Source organism: Luteibacter sp. 3190, assembly GCF_031456385.1.
Classification (GTDB): domain Bacteria; phylum Pseudomonadota; class Gammaproteobacteria; order Xanthomonadales; family Rhodanobacteraceae; genus Luteibacter.
In genome coordinates this window covers 2041002-2066641 of sequence record NZ_JAVDUO010000001.1, presented here as the reverse complement: position 1 = coordinate 2066641, position 25640 = coordinate 2041002, and the positions used below count along the sequence as shown (strand labels likewise).

At 66.3% G+C, this 25640-nt stretch carries 19 protein-coding genes; 11 read left to right on the top strand and 8 right to left on the bottom strand.

What is annotated here, in order from left to right; translation table 11 throughout:
- Window position 1: 1 nt before the first annotated feature.
- The 3 genes from J2X58_RS09345 to J2X58_RS09335 are packed head-to-tail and all read left to right on the top strand — an operon-like array spanning window position 2 to window position 8485.
- A complete protein-coding gene (locus J2X58_RS09345) occupies window positions 2-6301 on the top strand; it encodes an Hpt domain-containing protein (protein WP_310047761.1) in 6300 nt (2099 codons plus the stop codon).
- Window positions 6294-8018, top strand: a complete 1725-nt coding sequence (locus J2X58_RS09340) for a chemotaxis protein CheB (protein ID WP_310047760.1) — start codon at window positions 6294-6296, stop codon at window positions 8016-8018. Before J2X58_RS09345 ends, J2X58_RS09340 begins: the two co-directional genes overlap by 8 nt.
- Window positions 8015-8485 carry a chemotaxis protein CheW gene (locus tag J2X58_RS09335; protein ID WP_090052182.1) on the top strand — a complete coding sequence of 157 codons (471 nt, stop codon included), beginning with the start codon at window positions 8015-8017 and terminating at the stop codon, window positions 8483-8485. Before J2X58_RS09340 ends, J2X58_RS09335 begins: the two co-directional genes overlap by 4 nt.
- Window positions 8486-8537: 52 nt before the next feature.
- Here J2X58_RS09335 and J2X58_RS09330 read toward each other — a convergent pair whose 3' ends face one another.
- The 7 genes from J2X58_RS09330 to J2X58_RS09300 all read right to left on the bottom strand — a co-directional run bounded on the left by J2X58_RS09330 (window position 8538) and on the right by J2X58_RS09300 (window position 15684).
- Window positions 8538-9419, bottom strand: a complete 882-nt coding sequence (locus J2X58_RS09330) for a hypothetical protein (protein WP_310047757.1) — start codon at window positions 9417-9419, stop codon at window positions 8538-8540.
- Window positions 9416-10627: a hypothetical protein gene (locus J2X58_RS09325; protein ID WP_310047756.1), complete on the bottom strand. Its 1212-nt coding sequence runs from the start codon at window positions 10625-10627 to the stop codon at window positions 9416-9418. Before J2X58_RS09325 ends, J2X58_RS09330 begins: the two co-directional genes overlap by 4 nt.
- Before the next feature lie 69 nt (window positions 10628-10696).
- Window positions 10697-11341, bottom strand: coding sequence for a hypothetical protein (locus J2X58_RS09320; protein ID WP_310047754.1), 645 nt, complete (start codon window positions 11339-11341; stop codon window positions 10697-10699).
- A 146-nt stretch (window positions 11342-11487) separates the two neighbouring features.
- The gene (locus J2X58_RS09315; RefSeq protein ID WP_310047752.1) at window positions 11488-12204 is read right to left on the bottom strand and encodes a hypothetical protein; all 717 of its coding nucleotides are present in this window, start codon (window positions 12202-12204) and stop codon (window positions 11488-11490) included.
- 123 nt (window positions 12205-12327) lie between these two features.
- Entirely contained in the window at window positions 12328-13029 is a 702-nt protein-coding gene (locus J2X58_RS09310) for a hypothetical protein (RefSeq protein ID WP_310047750.1), read from the bottom strand.
- Window positions 13030-13161: 132 nt separating this feature from the next.
- A complete protein-coding gene (locus J2X58_RS09305) occupies window positions 13162-13851 on the bottom strand; it encodes a hypothetical protein (RefSeq protein WP_310047749.1) in 690 nt (229 codons plus the stop codon).
- Between the two features lie 15 nt (window positions 13852-13866).
- Window positions 13867-15684 carry a type IV secretory system conjugative DNA transfer family protein gene (locus J2X58_RS09300; protein WP_310047748.1) on the bottom strand — a complete coding sequence of 606 codons (1818 nt, stop codon included), beginning with the start codon at window positions 15682-15684 and terminating at the stop codon, window positions 13867-13869.
- A gap of 317 nt (window positions 15685-16001) precedes the next feature.
- On the opposite strand from J2X58_RS09300, the gene J2X58_RS09295 reads away from it, so the two are divergent.
- Window positions 16002-16199 (top strand): hemin uptake protein HemP, encoded by a 198-nt coding sequence (locus tag J2X58_RS09295; RefSeq protein ID WP_090052189.1) that lies wholly within the window; start codon window positions 16002-16004, stop codon window positions 16197-16199.
- A 94-nt stretch (window positions 16200-16293) separates the two neighbouring features.
- Window positions 16294-16887: a hypothetical protein gene (locus J2X58_RS09290; protein WP_310047747.1), complete on the top strand. Its 594-nt coding sequence runs from the start codon at window positions 16294-16296 to the stop codon at window positions 16885-16887.
- Window positions 16888-16971: 84 nt separating this feature from the next.
- Here J2X58_RS09290 and J2X58_RS09285 read toward each other — a convergent pair whose 3' ends face one another.
- A complete protein-coding gene (locus J2X58_RS09285) occupies window positions 16972-18159 on the bottom strand; it encodes a hypothetical protein (protein WP_310047744.1) in 1188 nt (395 codons plus the stop codon).
- A 301-nt stretch (window positions 18160-18460) separates the two neighbouring features.
- On the opposite strand from J2X58_RS09285, the gene J2X58_RS09280 reads away from it, so the two are divergent.
- Genes J2X58_RS09280 through J2X58_RS09255 form a run of 6 tightly spaced genes read left to right on the top strand, consistent with a single transcriptional unit; the run spans window position 18461 to window position 25575 of the window.
- Window positions 18461-19732 (top strand): efflux RND transporter periplasmic adaptor subunit, encoded by a 1272-nt coding sequence (locus J2X58_RS09280; RefSeq protein WP_090052195.1) that lies wholly within the window; start codon window positions 18461-18463, stop codon window positions 19730-19732.
- A gap of 37 nt (window positions 19733-19769) precedes the next feature.
- Entirely contained in the window at window positions 19770-20480 is a 711-nt protein-coding gene (locus J2X58_RS09275) for an ABC transporter ATP-binding protein (protein WP_090052197.1), read from the top strand.
- A gap of 27 nt (window positions 20481-20507) precedes the next feature.
- Window positions 20508-21815, top strand: a complete 1308-nt coding sequence (locus tag J2X58_RS09270) for an ABC transporter permease (RefSeq protein ID WP_090176621.1) — start codon at window positions 20508-20510, stop codon at window positions 21813-21815.
- A gap of 10 nt (window positions 21816-21825) precedes the next feature.
- Window positions 21826-23040 (top strand): FtsX-like permease family protein, encoded by a 1215-nt coding sequence (locus J2X58_RS09265; RefSeq protein ID WP_310047741.1) that lies wholly within the window; start codon window positions 21826-21828, stop codon window positions 23038-23040.
- A 10-nt stretch (window positions 23041-23050) separates the two neighbouring features.
- Window positions 23051-24355 (top strand): ABC transporter permease, encoded by a 1305-nt coding sequence (locus tag J2X58_RS09260; RefSeq protein ID WP_310047740.1) that lies wholly within the window; start codon window positions 23051-23053, stop codon window positions 24353-24355.
- A complete protein-coding gene (locus J2X58_RS09255) occupies window positions 24352-25575 on the top strand; it encodes an ABC transporter permease (protein WP_310047739.1) in 1224 nt (407 codons plus the stop codon). Before J2X58_RS09260 ends, J2X58_RS09255 begins: the two co-directional genes overlap by 4 nt.
- Window positions 25576-25640 lie beyond the last annotated feature (65 nt).

Genomic DNA, 25640 nt, shown 5'->3' with positions numbered 1-25640 from the left:
GGTGAGACTTCAAGACCACAACGATTTCACCACGCTGCACTGGGTCAAGGCCGAGCTCGACGACGCCCTGTCCAAGGCACGCCAGGCCCTCGAGTCGTACGTCGAGGACTCTCGCGACGCCTACGTCATGCACACCTGCGCCGCGGATCTTCACCAGGTCCACGGCACCTTGCGCATGGTGGAGCTATACGGCGCCGCGATGGTCGTGGGCGAAATGGAGCAGCTGGTCGCCGCGCTGATCGACGATCGCGTGGCCCATCGCGACGACGCCTATGCCGCGCTGATGCGCGGCATGATGCAGATGCCCGATTACCTGGAGCGCCTGCAGAGCGGTCACCGCGACGTGCCGATCGTGCTGCTGCCGTTGCTCAACGACCTCCGCGCCAGCCGCGGCGAGCAGTCGCTGCACGAGTCCGCGCTGTTCACGCCGAACCTCGACACGCTCTTGCCGGCCGCCGCGCCGGGCGCGAGCGATCCCGCGATGGCCGAGGCCAATCGTGCCGAGGTCGCCGACCTGCGCGTGCGCTTTCAGCAGCAGTTGCTGGCCTGGTTCCGCGGGCAGGGCAACGAGCGACAGCTTCTCGGCATGCGGGCCACGCTCGACAGCCTGGCCGCGCGTTGCTACACGATCGCCGGCCGTCGCCTCTGGTGGATCGCCGCCGGCGTGCTCGAAGGCCTCGAGCGTGGCGTGCTGCGGGCCCATGAAAAGGACGTGCGCCAGCTGATCGGCCGCGTCGACCGCGTCATCCGCGAACTCGTGGAGGGCGGCGAGGAAGCGTTGCTCAGCGGCGATTCCGACGAGCTCGCGCGCAAGCTCCTGTACTACGTCGCCCAGGCCAAGCCGGGCAGCGAGCGCATCGAGGAGCTGCGCCAGACCTACCGTCTGGACGGACTGCTGCCCCAGGCGGCGGAAGTGGAACACGCGCGTGGCTCGATGTCGGGCCACAACCGCGCGCTGCTCGACACCGTGTCGGCCGCCATCAAGGACGACCTGCTGCGCGTGAAGGAAGCGCTCGACCTGTTCCTGCGTCGTCCCGACGGCGATCCGGCCCAGCTCGGCCAGCAGACCGACGTGCTCGACCGCGTCGGCGACACCCTGGGCATGCTGGCGCTCGGCGTGCCGCGCCGCGTGGTGGGCGAGCAGCGCCGGATCCTCGGCGAGATCGCCACGGGCGCGCGCGCGCCGGACGAGGAATCGTTGCTCGACGTCGCCGGCGCGCTGCTCTATGTCGAAGCGTCGCTCGACGACCACATCGAACGCCTGGGCGCCGAAGGCGAACAGGTTTCCGCCGCGGACCTCGGCCCGTCGCCGCTGCCGCGCAGCGAGGCGCGCCACATCCTTTCGACGCTGATGCGCGAGGCGACGGCCAACACCTCGAAGGTGAAGGATGCGATCGTCGGTTTCGTCGAATCGTCCTGGGACCACGAGCAGCTGGCCGGAACGCCCGAACTGATGGCGGAGATCGGCGGCGCGATGCGCATGCTCGGCGCCGGCCGCCCCGCGGAACTGGCGGACGGTATCGGCCTGTTCATCCACCGCGAGCTCCTCGGCGACCGCCGCGTGCCCAACGGCACGCAGATGGATCGCCTGGCGGATGCGCTCGCGGCGCTGGAGTATTACCTCGAGGCGGCGCGCGAGCACCGCGGCGGCCTCGAGCACATCCTCGACGTCACGCAGCAGAGCCTCGCCGAGCTGGGTTACTGGCCGGTGCCGGTCGACGCGCAGCCGGCGCACGACGAAGCCGGTGACGAACTCGGCCGGATCGCGCTCGACGACATCGAAGCGGAGGCCATCGCGCATATCGTGCTGCCGTCGACGAGCGTCGACGCGGGCGAGACGGTGTCGAGCTTCGCCGACAGTTTCGACCTTGTCGACGAACCGCCCACCGAGGCGGAGATCGCCGCGGCTCATCCGGAAGCGCCCGCCGTCGCGGACGAGGACGACTGGGTCGAGATCGAGGAAGAGATCGAGCAGGAAGTGGGTGGAACCGGCATGGCCGAGTTCGCCGGTTTCCAGATCACGGTCGACGGCATCGACGACGAGATCCGCGAGATCTTCCTGGAGGAAACCGAGGAGGAGATCGGCAACCTGCGTACGGGCCTGGCGAACTGGCTGGTCGAGCCGGAGCGGAACGACGCGCTCGTGCCGATCCGCCGCTCGTTCCATACGCTGAAGGGTTCCGGCCGGCTGGTCGGCGCCCGTCTTCTGGGCGAATTCGCCTGGAAGGTCGAGAACATGCTCAATCGCGTGCTCGACGGCACCATCGGCGCGCACGACGGCGTGCAGGCGCTGGTGCGTCACGCTGTCGACGCCTTGCCGCAGCTCAAGGCGGCGCTGGAAGGCGACGCGACGCCGGCGGCACCGATCGCCGCGATCATGGAGACCGCCGATCGACTCGCCATGGGCGACACCGCCTACGTCGAGGACATCGCGCGTCATTCCATCCATCGCGTCCGCAGCAAGGTGAAGCGTCGCGTTCCGCGCGACACGATCGCCGCCGTGCCGGTCGCGGGTTTCGCGGCCTATGGCCAGGCGCCGGTCGAAACCCCCGTCGAGTCGACAGCGGAAGCGTCCGTCGAGCCGGAGCCGTTGGAAGCGTTCCAGGCCTCGGAAGCGGTGGCCGCCGAACCGGCGTTCAACGCGCCTTCGCTGCCCCCGGTCGATGCCGTCCTGCTCGACATCCTGCGCACGGAAGTCGGGCAGTACCTCAATGTCATCCGCGCGCACCTCGCGCGCGCCGGCGAGGAAGCGCTCCCGGTCGACGACGGCCTGCTGCGCGCCGTGCACACGCTGCATGGCGCCATCGGCATGGTCGACATCCCGGTCCTGATCCAGGTGCTCGCGCCGCTGGAGGGTCTGGTCAAGCGCGTGCGCGCCACGGGTCTCCCGCTCGGCGCCGACGGCGTGGCCGCGCTCACGGAAGCCGCCGACCTCGTCGACCACGTCATGGCGCTGTTCGACGAGCCCGATCCGCGTGTTCCCGACGTGTCCGGACTCGCCGCGCGTATCGCGGCGTTGCGCGACGAACAACCGGAAGCGACGGTCGCGCACATCCTCTACGAGGCCGACCCGGTCCTGTCGGAAGAGGACGCCGAGGCGGACCTCGCGCTCGACGAGCCGGTCGCTTCGTCGGTGGAGACGGACGAAGCGGACGTTTGGCTGCCCGAAGACCAGCCCGAGCCGGCCGCGCCGACGCTCGACGAAGCGCTGCTCGAAGACGAGTTCGCCGACGAGGCGATCGAGGCCGCGCCTGTCGACGCGGAACCCGAGGAGGAATTCGACGAGCTGCCGCCCATCGACGTGGCCTCGCTCGAACCGTCGCAGTCGGCGGACGACCTGACCGCTGAACTCATGGCGTCGATCGAGCGCTTCGAGGTCGAGAAGCCCGAGGGCGAGGTCAAGCCGATCCTCACCTACGACGCGAACGAAGAAGCGGCCTGGCGCGCGCTGGTCGGCGACATCGAAGGGACGACGCCCGTCGTGCCGCACGACGAGCCGCTGCCGCAGCCGATGTCGCACGACGGCGAGGTGCTGCACACGGACGACGGCATGGTCGAGCCGCGTGTCGACGCGGAAGCGATCGACGAGACGGTGTCCGAGGAGGAGGGTTTCCTCGTCGACGAGCTGATCGCCGCGGACATGGCATCCACCGACGATGCGGCGGCGCTGGACGAGCCCTCGTTCCTGGAAGACACCGCGGCCGACGCAGAGCCCGCCTTCGAACCCGTCGCCGAGGTGACGCCCGAGGCCGAGCCCGAGTTCGAGCCCGAGTTCGAGCCCGAAGTCGAGGCGGAGCGGGTCGACGAGGCACCCGTCGTCATCGAAGACCAGTCGCACGAAGCCGTCGCAGAGCCGGTGCACACGCCGATCGACGAACCCGCGCCGGCACTGGTTCCCGAACTGTCGCCGTACGCGGACATCGACACGGACCTGCTCGAGGTCTTCATCGAGGAAGGCCGCGAGATCCTCGATCACGCGGACGCGTCGCTCGCGTCGTGGCGCGCGGAGCCCGAGCAGGCCGAGCACGTCACCGCGCTGCAGCGCGATCTGCACACGCTCAAGGGCAGCGCACGCATGGCGGGCATGGCCGCGGTGGGCGACCTGTCGCACGCCATGGAGGCCCTGCTCGACGCCGTCGCCGGTGGTCAGCGCGAGAGCGATCGCGCCGCCATCGAGGCGATGGAGGTCGGCTTCGACCGCCTGCACGGCATGATCCAGAGCATCGCGCAGGGCAGGGCCATCGGCCTCGTCGACGCGGACATCGAGCCGTTCGCGCGTCTGGCGGGTGCGCCCATCGCGCCGGACACGCTCACCGCGGAGGCGTACCGCGAGGAACGCGAGGCCGCCGTCATGGTGCCGGCCCCCGCGTACGAAGCCACGCCCGAGCCGGAACCGCCGGTGCTCGACCGCGAGCTGCCGGACCTGCTGCCGGAGTTCGAGGAAGAAGAAATCCAGCGCGCGTCGCAGGAGCAGATCCGCGTCCGCGCGGACATGCTCGACACGCTCGTGAACCATGCGGGTGAGGTCTCGATCTACCGCTCCCGCCTGGAGCAGCAGACCGCGAGCTTCCGCTCGGCGCTCACCGAGCACGAGCAGACGGTCAGCCGCCTGCGCAGCCAGCTGCGCATGCTGGAGATCGAAACGGAAGCGCAGATCATCGCGCGCTACCACCAGGAGCATCGCGATACGGGCGTCACGAGTTTCGACCCGCTCGAACTCGATCGCTTCTCGCAGCTCCAGCAGTACTCGCGCGCGCTGGCCGAGTCGGTCTCCGATCTCGTGTCGCTGCAGACGATCCTCGACGAGCTGACCCGTCAGTCCGAGAACCTCCTGCTCCAGCAGCAGAAGGTCAACGCGGAACTGCAGGAAGGCCTCATGCAGACGCGCATGCTGCCGTTCGACGCGATGGTGCCGAACCTTCGCCGCACGCTGCGCCAGGCCGCCTCGGACGTGGGCAAGCGCGCCCAGCTCGTGGTGGAGGGCGCCAACGGCGAAATGGACCGCAACATGCTCGACCGCATCAAGGCGCCGTTCGAGCACATGCTGCGCAACGCCGTCGCGCATGGCATCGAAACCCCGGACGCCCGCGAGGCCGCGGGCAAGACCGCCGAAGGCACCGTCCGCATCCAGGTGGCACGCGAAGCGACCGAGGTCGTCGTGCGCCTCTCGGACGACGGTGCGGGCATGGATCGCGACGCGATCCGCGCCAAGGCGATCGAACGCGGCCTGCTGCGTCCGGACGCCCGCGTTTCCGACGACCAGATCTTCCAGCTCACGCAGGTGCCCGGCTTCTCCACGGCGGAGAAGGTCACCCAGGTGGCGGGCCGTGGCGTCGGCATGGACGTCGTGGCCAACGAGATCAAGCAGCTCGGCGGCACGCTGGCGATCGAATCGCAGAAGGGCGAGGGCACCACGTTCGTGATGCGCCTGCCGTTCACGCTCGCCGTGACGCAGGCCCTGATCGTCCGCATCGGCGAGACGAACTACGCGATCCCGATGACGTCGGTCCACGGCGTGGCGCGCGTCGAACCGAACGAGCTCGCCCATCGCATGGCGGACGAGTCGCCGTCGTTCGATTACGTCGGCGAGGAATACGCGATCCACGACCTGCCGCAACTGCTCGGCGTGCATGTGATCTCGTCGCCGGACGAAGGGGACATCCCGCTCCTGCTCGCCCGCTCCGGCGACCTGCGCGCCGCGATCCGCGTCGACGCCGTGCTGGGCTCGCGCGAAATCGTCGTCAAGCCGGTGGGTCCGCAGGTCAGCTCGGTGCCGGGTGTGCTCGGCGCGACGATCATGGGCGACGGCTCGGTGCTGATGATTCTCGACCTCGCGCCGCTGGTGCGCCACGGCGTCGCCCGCCGCGCGTTCGAGGCCGAGGCGCAGGTGCCGCACGCGCCGCGCGCCCAGGACGAGGTCCGCGTGAAACCGCTGGTGATGGTGGTCGACGACTCCATCACGATGCGCAAGGTCACCGGCCGCGTGCTGGAGCGCCACGAGTTCGAAGTGATGACGGCGAAGGACGGCGTGGACGCGCTCGAGAAGCTCAACGAACGCGTGCCCGACCTGATGCTGCTCGACATCGAGATGCCGCGAATGGACGGCTACGAACTCGCGACGCAGATGAAGGCCGACGAACGGCTGGCCGGCGTGCCGATCATCATGATCACGTCGCGCACCGGCGACAAGCATCGCCAGCGCGCGTTCGACATCGGCGTGGATCGCTACATCGGCAAGCCGTACCAGGAGAGCGACCTCATCGTGCAGATCAACGACGTGCTCGGAGTCCACCATGGTTGACCGGCAGGCGACGGTCGCGCTGCTCTTCGACGATGAAGGACTGTCCGCCCACCTGCGCGAGGCGCTCGTCGCGCAGGGCGCCCGCATCGTCTACGAGTCCGACCTCAAGTCGTTCGCCCCGGCGGAGCTCGTCGGCTCGTCGGCGGACGTCGTCGTGGTCGACCTCGACGATCCCGGCGACGACGATCTCGATCGCCTCTACGACACCGTGGAAGGAGGCCACCCGCGCCTCGTCTTCAACGATGCCGACGCCAGTCGCCAGCTGCAGGGATGGGATCGTGCCCGCTGGGCGCGTCACCTCGCGGCCAAGCTCGTGGGCGAGATCGCGCTCGATCCGCCCCGGCCCGACGACGCGCGCGCCATCGAGCCGCGCGTGAGCGCGATCGCCGGCATCGCGGCGCCGTCCGAAGAGCTCCTGGCCGAGCCGCTGGTCGACGACCTCGCGATCACCGGCAGCCACGGCTACCCCGACGCGCCGGCGCCGGCGCCGGCGCCGGTCGACGCGGCCGCCGATGTCGCGTTCGACGAGGTCTCCGGCATCGAGGCCGACCGCATGGACGACCTGGACTTCTCCACGCCGCTCGATGTCGTGGACGACGAAGGGCAGGGTGCGGACCCCACCGAACTCGCCGCCGAACTCGAGGCGTTGCTGGCCGACACCGGTCCCGGTCCGATCGACGGCGACGATATCGAGTCCATCGCTTCGTCGCCGGTCGAGCTGACGGAACTGGCGTCGCTCGATCTGTCCGGTTTCGAGGTCGTCGAGGACGAACCGTTGGCGGCCGCGCCGGTCGAGCGCGAGTTCGACGTGAGCCGCTTCAGCCTCGCGTCGATGGAAGAATCGGCACCGCCGCCGACCGACGCCGCGCTGCCGACCGTCGACATCGAATCCCGTGCGACCGAATACGTGCCGCCGCCGGTCCCCGAGTGGGACCTGGTCGACCACGACGCCGTGGTCGTGCAGCCGGTCGATCGCGCGCCACCGGCCGAGTTCGGCATCGAGACCTTGAGTGCCGCCGAGTTCCTCGCGCAGGACGTCGTCGACGACGGAACGCACGGGCTCGAGGCCGGACTCTCGCTCGAACTGGTATCGATGGAGGAGGCGGTCGCGCCCCCCACCGACGGTGCCTTCTCGCACGAAATGTTCCTCGAAGGTGCCTCGCGCGCCGTGCGCCGGGTGGTCGTGGTCGGCGGTACGCACGAGAGCGAAGCCTCCATCGCGAGCTTCCTGGCGGCGTTGCCCTCCCGGGTTCCCGCCGTGCTGATCGTCGCGACCCATCACGACGGCGACGCCGACGCGCTCGTCGCGCGGCTCGGTCGCGGCCGTGTCGCCACCGATCGCAGTCACGTGAACCACGGCGACTGCCTCGTCGTGCCACGCGGTTCGCATGTCCAGGTCCGTCGCGACGGCAGCGTCACCGTCCACGACGATGGCAGTTCCGCCAGCGCCAGGGGCCCTTCGATCGACGGCATCCTGAGCACCCTCGCGGGTGGCTTCGGCGCGGATGCCCTGGCGATCGTGTTCGCCGGACAGGGCAACGACGCGGTCGCCGGCGCGCAGGCCGTGTACGACGGCGGTGGCCGCGTTTGGGTCGAGACCGTGCCGCCCGAGTTCGAGGCTGGGCACATGGTCACCGGCATTCGCGAAGAGCGCGTGGCCGGGTTCGCCGGGGACGCACGTGCCCTGGCGCAGAAACTGATCGAGGAATTCCCATGAGCGAGCCGTTACCGCGCGAAATCCGCTGCGTCCTGATTCCCAGCGGCGGCGTGCGCCTCCTGCTGCCCAACGCCGCGGTGGCCGAAGTGATCACGCTGGCCGGCGTCGAGCCGGTGGCGGACGCGCCCTCGTGGCTACTCGGGCGCATCGCCTGGCGCGGCTGGAGCATTCCGCTCGTCAGCTTCGACCACGTCGCCAGCCTGCCGGAGGACGCCCCCGCGCAGGCGTCGCGCGTCGCCGTGCTGAAGTCCGTGAGCGAGCACGCAGAGCTTCCCTACATCGCGGTCCTCACCCATGGCTTCCCGCGCCTGACGACGCTCAACGCCGAACTGCTCCTGCCCACCCACAACGGGCACGAGCTGCCGTTCGGCGTACGCGCCCGCGTCCTCGTGCGCGACGACACGGCGATCATCCCGGACCTGGAAGAGCTCGAGACCACGCTCGTCGGCATGCTCGCGGAAGCCTGATCGCGCCCCCACCGTTGGAGCGCACCTGGGCGCGATAGGGCGCCGTCAACCGTCAACCGCCGGAACGCACCGCGAAGTACACGTTCCTGTCATCGACGTGCGCTTCGGCGAGCGCGTCGTGCTCGGCGAGGAGCGACTCCATGCGTTCCTTGCCGCACTCCGCCACGGTGGTCGCCACGGCATCGCCGACATTGACCGACAGCTGGTGCAGTACGTGCGCGAAGAGGAGCAGCGCCACCGCTTCCACGTAAAGGGTGTCCGACAGGTCGCGTGCCGTCCGGTAGCGCGACGCGGCGGCAAGCTCGGATTCCGGTAGCTGTTCGCGTTCCACCGCGTTGATGAATTGCCGCGTAGCCGCTTCGCTCGCGCCGCTCGCGGCCGAGAAGATGGGGTGAACCCATGAGTCGAGGCCTACGGCTTCCGCCCGCGTGACGAACGACGGCCATTCGGGCGCTTGGGCATACCAGGGCGACCGGCGGCAGAGATCGTCCAGTCGCCTGAGGCACGGACCTGGCTGGGTGTCTTCGGGAAAGGCGCGCTTCCAATGGGCGAGCCGCTCCCGCTCGGCATCCAGCTGATGGCGTATCAGCGCCTCCAGACGGCTGCCCTCCGGATCGCAGAACACATAGGTCGCGTCCACCGCGAGGCGAATGCCCTCCTTCGCCAGGACCATCGCGCCGACGTCGCGTCCCTGCTCGAGGTCCGAGATCGCCGCCGCGTGCAGATCGCTCAGCGCGGTGACTCCGTACACCGACTGCTGCAGCGCCGCCGTACCGGTGAGCACCTGCAGATGGGCGACACCGTGCGCGAGTTCATCCGCCGTCGTCCGCATCGCGGGAAGGTGACGGCGCAGCGCCGTCAGTTCGGTGGTGCGCACGTCGTATCGAGCGATGCGCTTGGCGCTCTCGTCGCGTCCGAACAATGGCCACCTCATCGCGTCGGCCCCTGCCGGCCGAGCTGCGCGGTCTGCGCGATGTACTGGTCGATCGCCTGCTGTTGTTGGTCGACCTGCTGGATCTGGCGGACCGAATGCTCCGGCTCGGGGGATGGCTTCTTCAGATCGATGACCGTCGGCACCGCGAGCCAGCTCTTGCCGTGGAACTCGATCGTCATCGCCTCTTCATTGAGATAAACCCGATCGAGGTTCCCGGCCGTGATGCCGTTCTCATGACACGCCGCGGTGAACTGCATGAGTCGCTTCGGCCCCGCGTCGGGAACGCGTTCCTGCAGGGCGCTGTACAGCGCCCGCGTCTCGTCACCGAGGTGACCGACGCCGTGGGGCGTCGCGCCGGGTGCCCATGGCCGCGATGTCGCCGGCGACACCGGCGAGCGCTGCTGTTCGCCCAGAATGTTCCACGGTGCCGACAGGTCGAGCGGGACGCCGGACGGAAGGTCGTCAAGCGGGCGATGCTGCAGATCAAGCATGTAGTTGTGCGCGAAAACCGCTCCCGGCTGGTTGCGCTCTTTGTCCCAGAAGTTGCCGATGCCGTGCGCCGCCGCGGTCGAGACGGCCTCGCCAATGGGAAAGAGGCTGCCCTCCTTGTGCCGCGGATAGTCGCTCTGGTCCATGTAGAACTTGTCGGAGCCGATATGTCCCGCAAACTTGGACACTGGATCATGAAGCATGCGGTGATTGACGACGCGAGTTCTCGCTGAAGCGACGTCGAGGGGCTGGGTTCTGGCGAGGGCGGTCGCCATGGCTTCCGCACCGTAGGCGTTGAACGTTTCCGCTCGGATACCGGCAGCCTCGGGAAGGCTGGCTTGCAGCTGGGCAAGCGCCCCGCCGAGGGAATGGCCGGTAATGCTGATGTGGCCCTTCGGAATATGGTTTTGCTCCGCGTAGTCCAGCGCCCATCGCATGGTTCTCGCGGCCTCGGGCCACTGCGTGGGCGCACCCATCATGCCCATGCCAAGGTCGGCGATAAGGTCGTGAACATTTGTTGGATCTGTGCCCTTGTTTACGACGACAAGCTGCCCGGTCACAACGTCCTGCACCACCATGCCGCGATAGTTTGTGGAGGATGGTGGCGAAATGTATCGAACTCTGAACTCGCGCGTATCGCTTCGGAGCTTGCTACCAACATCTAGCGACTCGTAGATCGTCTGCGACAAAAATGCATATTGGTCGGAGGAGAATGTCATATCCGATTCCTTGGATGGTTGTGGTTGTGGATGGTTGCCGTTCACCGGTGTCGGCGATGGAACGTCGGCTTACGGCACGGGTCGAACGAAATTCTCGAAGTGACTCGTCGGTTCAGGGTGCAGCGGCGCGGAATCCTTCGATACACGAAGGGTCACCGGTATGCGCCTCTCTGTAGGGATACTGTTGTAGAGAGGCGTGTTCGGTATCGGCTGGCTACCGAAGCATCGCTGTGCATACTCGGAATCGCTGAACGGACATATCGCTCTATACGTCTTGCCGGGAGAAAGGTCTTTGCGCGTTCCCCACTCCCCAGTCAGCACCTTCCCCGTGTAGTTGTCACGCACTGAGAAGTCTGGCCACGCGAGCTCCCAGTTACAGGACGCCCGGTTATATCTGTCGAGATAGATGTCGAACTTCGCCTGTCCCGAGTAGCGCGCAGTGGCCGGAATCTCGAACGATCCCTTCGGATAGATGAAGCGACGGTTCCAACTGCCCTCGGTGTAGCCGCATTCGCTCTGTTGATTCTGGTAGAGCGCCTCCATGATGATCGTGTAGCGATTGGCATCGTCTGGACGATCGAAAGAAACGGTGACGTGGAGTGCCTCCGTGGGATGGGGGTTTAGTGGTGGTGGGCTCAGATCCTTCTTTTCGGTGCAGCCGAAGAGCATCGAGTGCAGGATGAGTGAGATGGCCATCTGTTGACGAGCGTTCATGTGACCGTTCTTCCTCTCACCGGCATCGCGTATGCGGTGGACTGCCTGCTCGCTTTGCTCGTAGGGTGCGACTCCCTTTCCGCCCGGGCGCTCTGAGTTCCTTGATAATGGGGCAAAGGCATATCCGATTCCTTGGATGACTGCGGTTAGTCTCTGCCGCCAGGCGCTGGCGGCACGGTCTGTGTATCGAGTTGTGGCAACGGACTCACGAAATTGTCGAAATAGCTCGGGCTCCTGGGTCGTAACGGTGCGGAGTCTTCTCGAACATGTACGGTGATTCGGATGCGTCGGCTCTGGGGGACGGCCTCGTAAAGGGCTGTCTCGGGCACAGGGTGTTTACCAAAGCACTGTTGCGCGAACTCGCTGTTTCGGAACGGGCATGTCGCCCGGTATGTCGTGCCGGGACGTAGGTCTTCGCGCCCACCCCAATCCGGAATCTGAAATTTGCCTGTATAGGTGTCGAGCACTCGAATCTGTGGAGAGGTGAATTCCCAGTTGCACTGCTCTCGGTTGTAGCGATCGAGGTAGACGTCGAACTTTGCCTTTCTTGGGTTGCGACTCTTGTTTTGGATCTCGAACGTGCCCTCTGGATAGATGAACAGCCGGTTCCAGTTGTCCTCGACATAACCGCACTCGCGCTGCTGGTTCTGATAGTGCGCGCTCAGAATGATGGAATAGCGATCGCCGTCCTCCGGTCGATCGAACGAAACGGTGATATGCAACGCTTCTCTCGGATGAGGATTCAGAGGGGGAGGCGTAAACACCTTTGTCTGCGCGACCGCACTTGCGCCCGGAATGGCCATCACCAGGATTGCAGCTGCAATGCCGTGTCGAAATGACTTCGGAGATGTCATTCCCATCATGCTCTCTCGTGCCATGTGCCCAGATGGCGCGTGGGTCTGGCGAGGCTTCGGACTCAGGTCCCCGATGGGGTCGAACCGTTTATCGCGTGGTCGATGCATATCCGATTCCTTGGATAGTTGATATCAGTCTGCAGGATTGGCCTGCGGTGTAGTCCGCTCATCAGTGGATGGGGATGGTCGAGCAAAGTTGCTGAAGTGACTTGGCATGCGAGGTCGTAGCGGCGCCGAGTCTGCGGATACTTCGATAGTGATAGGTATACGGTTGCTTGCAGGTATGCCGCGGTAGAGCGGCGTTTCAGGCACGGCTTCTCCGCCGCCAAGGCAGCGCCGCACGTGTTCGTTGTCGAGGAAAGGACAAACCGCTTTGTACGTGGAGCCGGGTACCAAGCTCTCACGAAGCCCCCAAAACGTGGTGACGAGCTTGCCAGTCAGGCTGTCCTTAACCCAAATTGACGGCGAAGCAAACTCCCAGTTGCATTCGTGCGCGTTGTATCGGTCCAGGTAGATGCTGAACCTTGCTTGCACCGGGTCCGAGCTCTCATTGGAAATGTCGAACACGCCTTCGGGGTATATGAAGCGCCGGTTCCAGTCAGGCTCGATGTAGCCGCACTCGGTTTGTTGATTCCGGTAACGCGCTCTCATGAACACGGTGTAGCGTCTGGCGTCTTCCGGGCGATCGAAAGTCACCGTGATGTGCAACGCCTCCTTCGGGTGAGGATTCAGAGGGGGTGGCGTAAATACCTTTGTCTGCGCGACCGCGCTTGGAAGGGCCGTCATCAGGATTGCAGCTGCAATGCCGTGTCGAAGTGACTTCGGAGATGTCATTCCCATCGTGCTCTCTCGTGCCATGTGCCCGGATGGCGGGTGGGTCTGGTGAGGCTTCGGAATCAGGTGCCCGATAGGGTCGAACCGTTTCTCGCGTGGTCGATGCATATCCGATTCCTTGGATGGGTGCTTCTATAAATGCGTTTCGCTTGGTGATGCCGAGGAGGTTGGTTCGCTTGGCGTCACTGGTTCGAGGAAGTCGTCGAAGAAGCCCGGAACTCGCTGACGAAGCGAGGTGGAATTCTGCGAGACCCGAACTGTGATGGGTATGCGGTTCTCGGCGGGAATTTGGTTGTACCAAGGCGAATCCGGGACCGGGTGCCTGCCGAAGCAGCCCTTCGAATACTCACTGCGCCGAAAGGGGCAGATCGCTCTGTATTCGGCGCCGGGATTCAGGTCATCGCGGAGTCCCCAGTCGCCCGTCAGTTCGATGCCCGTATAGGTGTCACGAATGGTGAAGTCGGGGGATGCAAACTCCCAGCTGCAGGTTCCCCTGATGTAGCGATCCAGATAGATGTCGAACTCTGCCCGGTCTGCTCTGCGGCTCTGATTGGGAATATCAACGATCCCTTCCGGATAAACGAAACGACGGTTCCAGTCAGGCTCGACGTATCCGCATTCCCTTTGCTGATTCCAGTAGCGCGCTTTCATGGCTACGGTGTATCGACTTGCATCTTCCGGGCGATCGAAGGACACCGTGACGTGCAGGGCCTCTTTGGGATGCGGGTTCAACGGGGGCGGGCTGAAATGCTTCGTTGGCGCGGTGGAAGCCGGTGTCGAAGGCTGGAGCAGAAAAAAGAGGATCGATGTGAGAAGACTCATGCGCATCCTTGATCGTCAGCTGGCCAGCGCGACGCGCGTGGCCTCGGTCGCCGGCTTCGCCGCGAACTCGGACTGGGTCGCGGGAGATGCCGCATGCTCCGTGGGCCGCACGATCCGCGCGGGCGGCAGGCTCGCCCGTTGCCGGTACACCTTGTCCTTGAAGAACCAGTTCTTCTGCGCGCGGATCGGCTTGCAGCCTTCGTAGAAGATCAGTTCGTCGTCGGACGGTAGTTCCTTGATCTCCTGCGGAAGGAGCAGGGCGCGGCGCTCTTCCGAGTGGCTGGTCGACACCTGGTGCCCGCTGCCGCCACGGCTGGTGCTGCGCTGGCTCCTGCGGACGGTCCGGTAGCCGAGCATTTCACTGTACGCGTTGGCGTCGGCCTGCTCGCGCGGGGCGAAGACGATCTGCGCGCCATGGTTGGTGATGAAGTTCTGTGCGTCGTTCTCGCCGTAGGTGCCGTCGAGCTGGGCGCGGCTCTGCACGATGCAGAGGTCGCGCACGCCGTAGCTGGCCGAGATCGATATCCGCTTCGCCCAGACGTCGACCCTGCCCATGGCCGTGAACTCGTCCATCAGCATGAGCATCTGGTGCTTAAGTTCCGGCTCTTCGCCCAACTGCTTGTCGAGGTTGTTGCCGATGACGCTGCTGAAGAAGATGTTGAGCAGCTTCGCGCTCTCGTCGAGCTTGTTGGTCGGAATGATCACGTACAGGGTGGTGAGCCGGCGGCGCAGGCTGGTCACGTCGATGTCGGTGGCGTTCGTCGCCGCCGCCAGGATGGGACTCAGGAACTGCTGTAGCGGCGCCTGCATGGATGCGATGACCGACGAGAAGGTGTCTTCGGAGAGGCTTGCGAGGTTCCGGAACACGGTGCGCGTCTGCGTGCTGACGAAGGCGAAGCAGGGCTTCTTCAGGATCAGCTGCAGCATGGCCTTCGTGCCGCGTTCGCCGTCGCCGCTGGAGAGCCGCAGGATCCGTTCGAAGGACGGGAAGGCATCGGACGTGTTGACGTCGGGCCTGGGCCCAAGCGTGGTCGCCAGGCCGTGGTCCCACGCTTCGAACAGGTACGAGGCGAACGCCGTGAACGCCGCGCGGGCCTGCGATATCCAGAACGGATCCTGCCCGGGCGCGTCGGGATAGAGGATGGCCGCGATGGTCTGGATCTCGCCGATGCGCTTGCCCGGGACCATGCCGTCGAGCACGGTCATCGGGTTGAAGCGGTGGGTGTTGCCTGCGTCGTCGTACGGTGCCCACACGCGGATCAGCTGGCCCTGCGCTTCGCGCCAGCCGCTGGTGTCCTGGTACAGCTCGCCCTTCACGTCGAGCACCACCATCGACTCCTCGTACGAGAGCGCAACCGGCTTGGCGACGCTCGCGGTCTTGCCCGAGCGCGTCGGACTGATGGTGATGACATGCTGGGCGCCGCCCAGCCACAGCTCCCGGCCTCGGTACTTGCCGATGAGGATGCCTTGCCTCGTGCGGGTCAGGAGGCCGGCTTTCTTCAGGTCGGCCAGCGTCGCGAAGCGGGCGTCGCCATGCGTCGACTCCGCGCCCGGGCCGTCCCGGAAGAGCGACCGCACGACGGGCCACAGCAGCGCGCACCAGGCGAGAAAGGGCAGGGCGCATCCGAGCCCGATGCCCAGTTTGATGCGCCATGCAAAGGCCCGGTACGGTGGCTCATCGAGCACCCGCGCGTAGCCCCACGCGGTATCCCAGTGCACCGGCGCGTCGATGGACAGGAGCAGGTAGATCAGGAAGCCGGACCCGTAGGCCGCGGCGGCGGACGCGACGAGCGTCGCGAGGACGATGACCAACGCCTTCCAGGCGAGCATCATGGAAACACTCCTTGTGAACGACGCGGAATGCTTACCCATGAGGTGGGCTTATGACAATCGGAAGATGTCGAACGATGCTGTGGGCCGCTGGCTACGTGGGTTCTGTAGGCCCTTCATTTCATGGCTTGATCGTTCCAGGCATGAGAAAAAGCACAAACGGGGTGACAAGAGAGGCTGTTGGAGCGCACCTGGGCGCGATCCCGGAGCCTCGGCAAGACCGAATCGCGCCCAGGTGCGCTCCCACGCGGAGAGGATCGCTTGACGCGCAAGTGAGAATCATTATCATCAACTCCGCACCCATCAGCGGAGTCAAGACCATGCTTCTTCGTACGCTCCCCCTGACCGACAACGGCGGCCGTGACAGGGTCGTGCCGCTCCGTCCGGCGCCGGTCGCCGCACGCCGCATCCAGAGCAAGAACCTGCTCGATGGATCGCGCGAACTCGTCATCGAGCACGAGGGCAGCGAGTACCACCTGCGCCTGACGCGCAACGACAAGCTGATCCTCACGAAATAAGCGTCACCCTCTCCCCGACGCCAAGCCACGCGGGTTCTCCCCGGACCGCCCAGCCAGGCACCCTTCGCAACGCTTTCGTCTTCGGGAGACGTCCATGTTCGGTTGGCTCGCATCCTTCGGCGTGCAGTCGCGCGCCCGTTCCAACGCCACCACGCGCTGGCTGCGACTGAAGCCTCGCACGCTCTTCGAGGGGCTCGGGCAGCTCGGTGGCGTGCTTTACCTCGCGCGGCAGGACATCGCGACGTCGGCCGAAGCCGCACGACCGCACGGCTGCTTGGTCGAATCCGCGGGACTCGCGCCGCTGCTGGCGACCCACCATGTCGGCCTCACGTGCGCGATCACCGCGGAAGGTCCACGCGAGTGGATCGACTGCGTGAGCCGCGACGGCGACACGGTCGCCCGCATCTATCTCCTGCCGGACACCGATTACCTCGCGTGGGACGGCTTGTTCGCCGGCGCGATGCCGTCCGATGCGCCCGTTCACCGCGCTCCCGATCGCGACTGGCTCCGGGCGTCGCGCGCCCGCGTGCTCTGCTTCACGCGCCGCCGCATGGCGGGCTTCACCGTGCTCGGTACCTGCGACGCGCCGATCTCGTCCCTCGGTCGCGGAGTCGCGCGCGACATCGCCGTGTCGGTGGCCGCGGAAGTGAGCTACGGTTCCTCTTGCGCCACCACGGAACAGCGTTGATGCGAAGGGCGCGCAAGAAGCTGATCGCGGATCGCAGCTTGGTGCCTCCAACGTATAACGTATGGTGAGTCGGCGCCGCGCCCCTCACTCCTTCAAGACTGATACGAAGCCATTAACAACGATTGGTCCCGTGCTTTTGTCAACGAACACGGTGACGGCAGTCCCCGCTTCGAGTGCCACCGCATCGTGGACAACACAGGACAAGACCACCCGGCTGCCAGGCGTGGCCAACTCTCCCGTCAGCATTTGCACTGTGCAGCTAACGTCGAAATGCCACACCCGAAGTCTGGCGGAGATCGCCCGCGTGTCGGAGATCAGGGGTAGGCCATACCCGCCGGTGTTCTCTGCCTTTACCACGTACGCGTGGATCTCCACGGAGGTGTGAGCGTCCATAGACTGCGCCCCGACCACAACCGGACCCGAGCGGTTCATGACCGCCAAAGGCTGGTCGACCGGGATACTCAGACTGCAGGTCACGTCACCCGGCGATGCTTCGGTCACCTCTTCGCCATATCGGATGATTCTCGTTACATTCGCCGTCTGTCTTGCGCGAGGGCCTACGAGATCAACGGCCTGTCCAGTCCTAAGGGTTCCGCGCCGGACTAGGCCCCAGAAACTGCTACCGTCGGTCGAAACATCTTTCAGTTCCATGATCAGCGGCTTGTTCGCTTCAAGCGTCACTGCGACATCGAAGGCGTCCATGCATGCGGCCACCGCTTCGGCGCCAAGGGCGGGTTCTATATCGTTCAGAGCGTCCTGCGCCGATCCTCGAATGACAGGTGTGGAATCCGCCGCGAAACCAAGCTCCTGCAGCATCGAGCGAATCGCTGCCTCCACATTGACCAGTTGTCGTTCGGATGCGGTCTCTGCCTTGCCAAGGAAGACGACGATGTCGCGGATAGCGGCTACGCGCAATAATTCCAGCTGCTTCCGCGCCGTTTCACCAGGATATTCCAGAGCCGAGCAAACCCAGAGGGCACCGGTACCGGAGAGCCGGTTCGGCTGCGCGAAAATCCAGGTCGTCAGTGCGTTTGTGTCGGAGGTTTCGGCCAAATATAGCGTACGGGTGCTGGATTGAGCCTCCATCTCCTTCCACTCGTACCTTATGTCGGAATCGTTCACTCGTTCGCGGCGGGTCGGGATATCCTCATATGTGAAAACGCGGGTGCCGTAGAGTGAGTTGCTCACTTTCGACAGCGCATTCAGAAGCGTCGTTTTTCCCTGCCCCGGCTCACCGAGCACCATGACTCTGATCGCTGACTTAGTGGCCATGATCTTACCCTCCCTGGATGTTGTTCCGTTTTGCCGCGTCGAGTTGCATTCGTCGATATGCCGTTCGACGTAAGCAACCGCGTAGCAGTCCGCGCGCTCGTCATGTAACCCGCGCCGGACGGTCGTTGGCGGAAAGACACGATTTGTACCCATCTGCCCGGCCGCGGCCAAGTGTCCGCGCGATCTGTCCGCGGACACTATGTTGCCTGCGAGGTCGAGGCTAAGTTATTGATGCCACGGGGGTTCATCTCTTGGCACGGCGCTTGCTGCATGGATCGGCAAGCACCTCAGGGAAGCCAACATGATCCGCGATACCTCCGCTCAGGACCGTCTCGTCGAAGTCCGCCCGAACCGGCACCGCAAGCTCCTCCTCATCGGCGGCGGCGTCGCGGCCGTGGCGCTGCTCGCGCTGGCGGCGCCGCGCGTCGCGACGATGTTTTCGGCGGACAGCTCGGTCAGCGCGTCGCGCCTGAACTTCGCCACGGTCACCCGCGGCCCCTTCGTCCGCGACATCGCGGCCGAGGGCAAGGTGGTCGCGGCAGTGAGCCCGACGATGTACGCGGCATCCGCCGGCGCGGTCGTGCTGAAGGTGCATGCGGGCGATGTGGTGAAGAAGGGCCAGGTGCTGGCCGTCGTCACCAGCCCCGAGCTGACCAGCAAGCTCGCGCAGGAGAAATCCGCCGCCGACGCGATGGAGGTCGAGTACCTCCGTTCGCAGATCGAGGCGAAGAAGAAGCGCTCCGAGCTGCAGAAGGCGTTCGACAACGCGAGCGTCGACGAGACTACCGCCGAGCGTGATCTCAAGCGCTACCAGGGCGCCTTCAGCAAGGGCGCCGTGCCCGAAGCCGACGTGGACAAGGCCAAGTCGACGCTCGACAAGGCGCAGATCACCACCAAGCACGCGAAGACCGATCTCGCGATGGACAACGACAGCCTCACGTTCGACGTGCAGGCGAAGAAGCTCGCCCACGATCGCCAGGTGCTGATGGTGAAGGACCTGGAGCGGCAGGTCGACGACCTCGAAGTGAAGTCGCCCGTCGACGGGCAGGTCGGCCAGCTCTTCATCGCCGAGCGCGCCACGGTCGCGAAGGATGCCCAGCTGCTCAGCGTCATCGACCTGTCGGCGCTCGAAGTCGAGATGAAGGTGCCGGAGAGCTTCGCGCGCGACCTCGCCATCGGCATGCCGGGCGAGATCAGCGGCAACGGCAAGCAGTGGGACGGCAAGGTGAGCGCCGTGTCGCCCGAGGTGGTGAACGGGGAAGTGTCGGCGCGCCTGCGCTTCGACGGCGACACGCCGAAACAGCTTCGCCAGAGCCAGCGCCTCTCGGTGCGCATCCTGCTCGACCGTCGCGACAACGTGCTCACCGTGCAGCGCGGCTCGTTCGTCGACGAGAGCGCCGGCCGCTACGCCTATGTCGTCAACGACGGCATGGCGGACCGCCGCGACATCCGCGTCGGTGCGAGCAGCATCGACAAGGTCGAAATCCTGGACGGCCTGAAGGAAGGCGACAAGATCGTCGTTTCCGGCGCCGATACCTTCGGTGACGCGAAACACGTCGCCATCAGCCGCTGACCGACCACACCACACACCATCACCCGAGGGACACCCCATGCTCAAGATGACCCACCTCGCCAAGGTCTACCGCACGGAAGTCGTCGAGACCTACGCCCTGCGCGACTTCAACATCGACGTGAAGGAGGGCGAGTTCGTCGCCGTCACCGGTCCCTCGGGCTCGGGCAAGACCACCTTCCTCACCATCGCCGGCCTGCTCGAGACGTTCACGGGCGGCCACTATCACCTCGACGGCGTAGAAGTGAGCCAGCTGGACGACAACGCGCGCTCGCGCATCCGCAACGAGAAGATCGGCTTCATCTTCCAGGCGTTCAACCTCATTCCCGACCTCAACGTGTTCGACAACGTCGAGGTGCCGCTGCGCTACCGCGGCATGAAGGCGGCCGAGCGCAAGCAGCGCATCATGGATGCCCTGGAGCGCGTCGGACTGGCATCGCGCGCCAAGCATTACCCCGCCGAACTCTCGGGCGGTCAGCAGCAGCGCGTCGCCATCGCGCGTGCGCTGGCCGGCTCGCCGCGCCTGCTCCTGGCCGACGAACCCACCGGCAACCTCGACACGCAGATGGCGCGCGGCGTGATGGAGCTGCTCGAGGAGATCCATCGCGAGGGCGCGACCATCGTCATGGTCACGCACGACCCCGAACTCGCCGCCCGTGCGCAGCGCAACGTCCACGTGATCGACGGGCAGGTGGTCGATCTCGCGGAGGAGCCACGCTTCCACGCGCACGCCCACGCCGCGCATTCCTGATCCCGACCCTACCGTCCCGGGGGCCCCATGTTCAGTTACTACCTCCAGCTTGGCCTGCGCAGCCTGCGCCGCAACCCGATGCTCACCGCCCTCATGGTGATGGCCATCGGGTTCGGCGTGGCCGCGTCGATGACCACCTATTCGGTGTTCCGCGCGACGTCGCGCGATCCGATTCCGCAGAAGTCCGACGTGCTCTTCAACGTGCAGGTGGACAACTGGGGCCCGGAGAACATCAAGAAGAACGAGCCGCCGCCGGCGCTCACGTACATCGACGCGACCACGCTGCTGCGCGCGCACAAGGCCAAGCGTCAGACGGTGACGTACCCGATCGGCGTGTCGGTCATCCCCGAGGATCCGGCGCGACTGCCGGTGCGCGAAGGCGCGTACGCGACGGGCGCCGATTTCTTCCCGATGTTCGACGTGCCGTTCCTGCAGGGCAGCGGCTGGACGCTGGACGACGATGAGAAGCACGCCAGCGTCGCGGTGATCACGAAGTCGCTCAACGACAAGCTGTTCAACGGCGGACAGAGCGTCGGCAAGCAGGTCAACCTCGACGGCCACCTGTTCCGCGTGACCGGCGTCATCGAGGACTGGGCGCCGCAGCCGCTGTTCTTCGACGTGCCGAACACCCAGGGCTTCGACGAAGGCGCGGCGCTGTATGTTCCCTTCAACCGCGCGGTCGACCTGAAGTTCCCGAACGACGGCAACAACAATTGCGTGTCCGAGCCGGGCGAGGGGTGGGAGGCCTATCTGCGTTCGGAGTGCATCTGGCTGTCGCTGTGGACCGAGCTGCCGACGAAGGCCGACGAACAGGCGTACCGCCAGTACCTCACGGGTTACGCCGCCGAGCAGCAGCGCACGGGTCGCTTCCGCTGGGCGCCGAACGTCCGCCTGCGCAACGTCGTCGACTGGCTGTCGGTGCAGGAGGTGGTGCCGCCGGAGTCGCAGGTGTCGCTGATCGTCTCGCTGGGCTTCCTGGCGATCTGCCTGGTCAACACGGTGGGCCTCCTGCTGGCGAAGTTCCTTCGTCGCGCCCCCGAGATCGGCGTGCGTCGCGCACTCGGGGCCTCGCGCAAGGAAATCTACGCGCAGTTCCTGATCGAGGCGGGCACCATCGGCGTCGCCGGCGGCCTGCTGGGTCTCCTGCTGACCGGCCTCGGCGTCCTCGGCGTCGGTCTCGTCTTCCCGGAACCCATCGCGCGGCTCGCCAAGCTCGATCCGGTGCTGGTCGTGCTGACGCTCGTCGTCTCGATCGCCGCCTCGGTGATCGCCGCCTTCTACCCCACGTGGCGTGCCGCCCAGGTCCAGCCGGCCTGGCAGCTGAAGTCGAACTGAGGATCGTCCCATGCAGATCAGACCCATTCTTTCGGCCCTCCGGCGGCACAAGGCCGGCACGATCCTCATCGCGTTGCAGATCGCGCTGACGCTGGCCATCGTGTGCAACGCCCTGTTCATCGTCCACGAACGCGTCGAGCGCGTGAGCCGCACCACGGGCATGAACGAATCGGACGTCGTGGCGATCCAGAATCGCTACGTCGGTACGCCGGCGTCGTACGTGCCGCTGGTGAAGACGGACATCCAGGCCCTGCGCGCGATGCCGGGCGTGGAGGATGCATACGCCACCAACGCCTTTCCGCTGCGCCAGGGTGGCTGGTCCACCGGCGTGCAGCTGAAGCCGGACGGCCAGAAGGACGGCGTCCAGACGGCGCTGTACTTCGGTGACGAGCACGCGCTGAAGACGCTTGGCGTGCAGCTGATCGCCGGCCGCAATTTCAACGCCGGCGAGATCACGCCTTTCAATCGCGACGATCGTCCGGCGCCGCCGCAGGTCATCGTGACCAAGAAACTCGCGGACAAGTTGTTCCCCAATGGCGATGCCCTGGGGAAGACGGTGTATTACTCCAAGGGCCGCCCCTCGACCATCGTCGGCATCGTCGCGAAGCTGACCGTGCCGTGGACCGAGGTCGACTTTCCGGAGATGGTGACGATCATGCCGCTGACGTTCAACAGCAGCTACCAGATCTTCCTGGTGCGTGCGAAGCCGGGCCAGCAGGATGCCGTGTTCAGGTCCGTGGCGAAGACGCTCTACGACGTGAACCGCATGCGCGTGCTGCCGGAGAAGTACGGCGTGCGCACGTTCGAGATGGTCCGCAGCCGCGCCTACGAAAAGGATCGCGGCATGGCGATCCTCATGAGCGTGGTCTGCGCGGTCCTTCTCGCCATCACGGCCGCCGGCATCGTGGGTCTGTCGAGCTTCTGGGTCGGGCAGCGGCGCAAGCAGATCGGCGTGCGACGGGCGCTCGGCGCGCGGCGCAGCGACATCCTGAGCTACTTCATGACCGAGAACTTCCTGATCGCGCTGGCGGGTGTCGTGGTCGGCGTGGTCCTCGCCGTCGGCATGAGCCAGTGGATGTTCACGCACTTCGAGATGCAGCGTCTTTCGTTCACGTACATCCTCGTCGGCGTGGTCGCCTTGCTGGCGCTCGGTCAGGCGGCGGTGTTCGCGCCGGCACTGAAGGCCTCCAAGGTGTCGCCGGTCGAGGCCACGCGCAGCGTCTGAAGGGTCGTCGATGTTCGGTTACTACCTGGAGCTCGCCCTGCACAGCTTTCGGCGAAGCAGGGCGCTGACGGCGCTGATGATCGTGGCCGTCGCCCTGGGCATCGGGGCAAGCATGACGACGTTGACCGTCCTGCACGTGCTGTCGGGCGATCCGCTGCCGGGGCGCAGCGGATCGGTCTTCCTGCCGCGGCTCGATCCACGCGACCGCGACGGCTACGACCCGTACGCCGCGCTGCCGTCGCAGGTGACGTGGACCGACGGGGTCGATCTGCTCCACGCGCGTCGGGCTGCGCGCCAGGCGTTGATGGTCGGGGGCGCGACGGCGGTGCAGTCCGACGAGCGTGAGGTCGATCCTTATCTGGTGACGGCGCGTTACACGACGGGCGATTTCTTCGCGATGTTCGGCGTGCCGTTCCGCTTCGGGGCGGGCTGGAGCGCTGCGGAAGATGACGGACACGCGCGCGTCGCGGTGATCGCCGCGTCGCTGAACGATCGGCTCTTCCACGGCAGGAACAGCGTCGGTCGCACGCTCCACGTGGACGGCGCGGATCTTCGGATCGTCGGTGTGCTGGAGCCATGGCGCGCCGTGCCGCATTTCTACGACCTCGCCACCGGCGAATACGCGGGTGCCGAGGAAGTCTTCGTGCCGCTGTTCACGGCGCGCGAGCTGAAGCTGAAGCGCAACGGCGGCATCGAATGCTGGGGACAGGGCAGGACGGACGACGACCGGATGGAAGCCGCGTCGTGCCTCTGGCTGCAGTTCTGGGTGCAGCTGGACGACGCGGCTGCAGTCGCGTCGTATCGCGCGTTCCTCGATGGCTACGCGCACGAGCAGGTCGCACTCGGACGCTTCACCCGGCCGCCGGCGTCGGACCTGACCAACGTGCGGCGTTACCTCGACGAGCGGCAGGTCGTACCCGGCGACGTCCGCCTGCAGGTGTGGATCGCGCTCGGCTTCTTCGTCGTCTGCCTCGTCAACACGGTGGGGCTGATGCTGGCGAAGTTCATGCGAGGCGCGGGCGAGCTGGGGGTCCGGCGGGCGTTGGGAGCATCGCGGCGCAGCGTGTTCACGCAGCTCGTCGTCGAGGCGACGCTGATCGGCGTCGCCGGTGGCGTCGGCGGCCTTCTCTTCGCGTTGCTCGGACTGGCACTGGTCCGCCTGCAGTCGACCGCCGCGGCGCAGCTGGCGCATCTCGACGGCACGATGCTGGCCGCGACGTTCGCGGCGTCGATCGTCGCCACGGCGCTTGCGGGCGTCGTGCCCGCATGGCGCGCGTGCCGCGTCCCGGCCGCCCTGCAACTGAAGAGCCAATGACCATGCGCCTCGACGTGCTGCCCATCCTCTCGACGCTGCGCCGGCATCGGCTGACCGCGACGCTCCTCGTGCTGCAGATCGCGCTCACGTGCGCGATCGTGAGTAACGCCATCTTCCTGATCGGCGACCGGCTCGGCTGGATGATGACGCCCACCGGCATCGCCGAGGATCGCCTCATGCGCATCGTCGTCTCGGACATCGGCCGGCGTGGCGACATCCACGCGCGCGCGCAGGCCGATCTCGCCGAACTGCGTGGGTTGCCCGGTGTCGAGGCCGCGACGATCGGAAACTCGTTGCCGTTCAGCGGTACCACGTGGAACAGCGACGTGAGCCGCTCGCCCGTGCAGGGGGCGACGGCCACCGCCGTCACGCTCTACTACGGCGAGGGTCTGGCGGAGCTCCTCGGGAGTCGCCTCGTCGCGGGGCGCTTCTTTCGTTCCGACGAATACGCCTGGCTCGACGATCACCTGGAGGGGAAGGCGCCCGGTCCGACGGTGACCCTGATCACGCGCGACCTCGCCACGCGTCTGTTCGGTGACGGCAATCCGCTCGGCGGGACGTTGTACATGCATGGCGACGTCCTCCGCGTCGTCGGTGTCCTGGAGCGGTTGCCCGGGGCGGCGGGTTTCACGCGCGACCGCGCCAACGACTCGATCGTCCTGCCGTGGCGGATGGTGCCGGCGTCCGGGGGCGGCTATATCGTGAGAGCGCGCGAGGGCGAAACGGAGAAGGCGCTCGTCGACGCGGTCAAGGCGCTGAAGCGGCTCGATCCGCGCCGGGTGATCGTGAGTGCGCGGACGTATCCGGCCATCCGCGCGCGATTCTTCGCCGACGACCGCGCGACCGCGGTCACGCTCGCCGCCGTCTCGATCGCGCTGCTCGTGATCACGGCGCTCGGGATCGTCGGGCTGGCGAGTTTCTGGGTCGGCCAGCGGCGACGCCAGATCGGCATCCGCCGGGCGCTCGGCGCGAGCCGCAAGGACATCCTCCGCTACTTCCAGACCGAGAACTTCCTGCTGGCGAGCATGGGGATCGGTCTCGGAATGGTGCTCGCCTACGGCATCAACATCGTGCTCATGCGCGAGTACGAACTGCCGGGCCTGCCCCTGGTCTACCTGCCCGTGGGAGCGGCGGTCCTCTGGGCGCTGGGCCAGGCGGCGGTGCTGGCGCCCGCGCTGCGGGCGGCCTCGGTGCCCCCGGTGGTCGCCACCCGTGGCTAGAATGGGAAAGAATGCCGGCGGGGATGCAACCCTTTCGCCGGGAGAGGCATCCATGCGTTCATGCG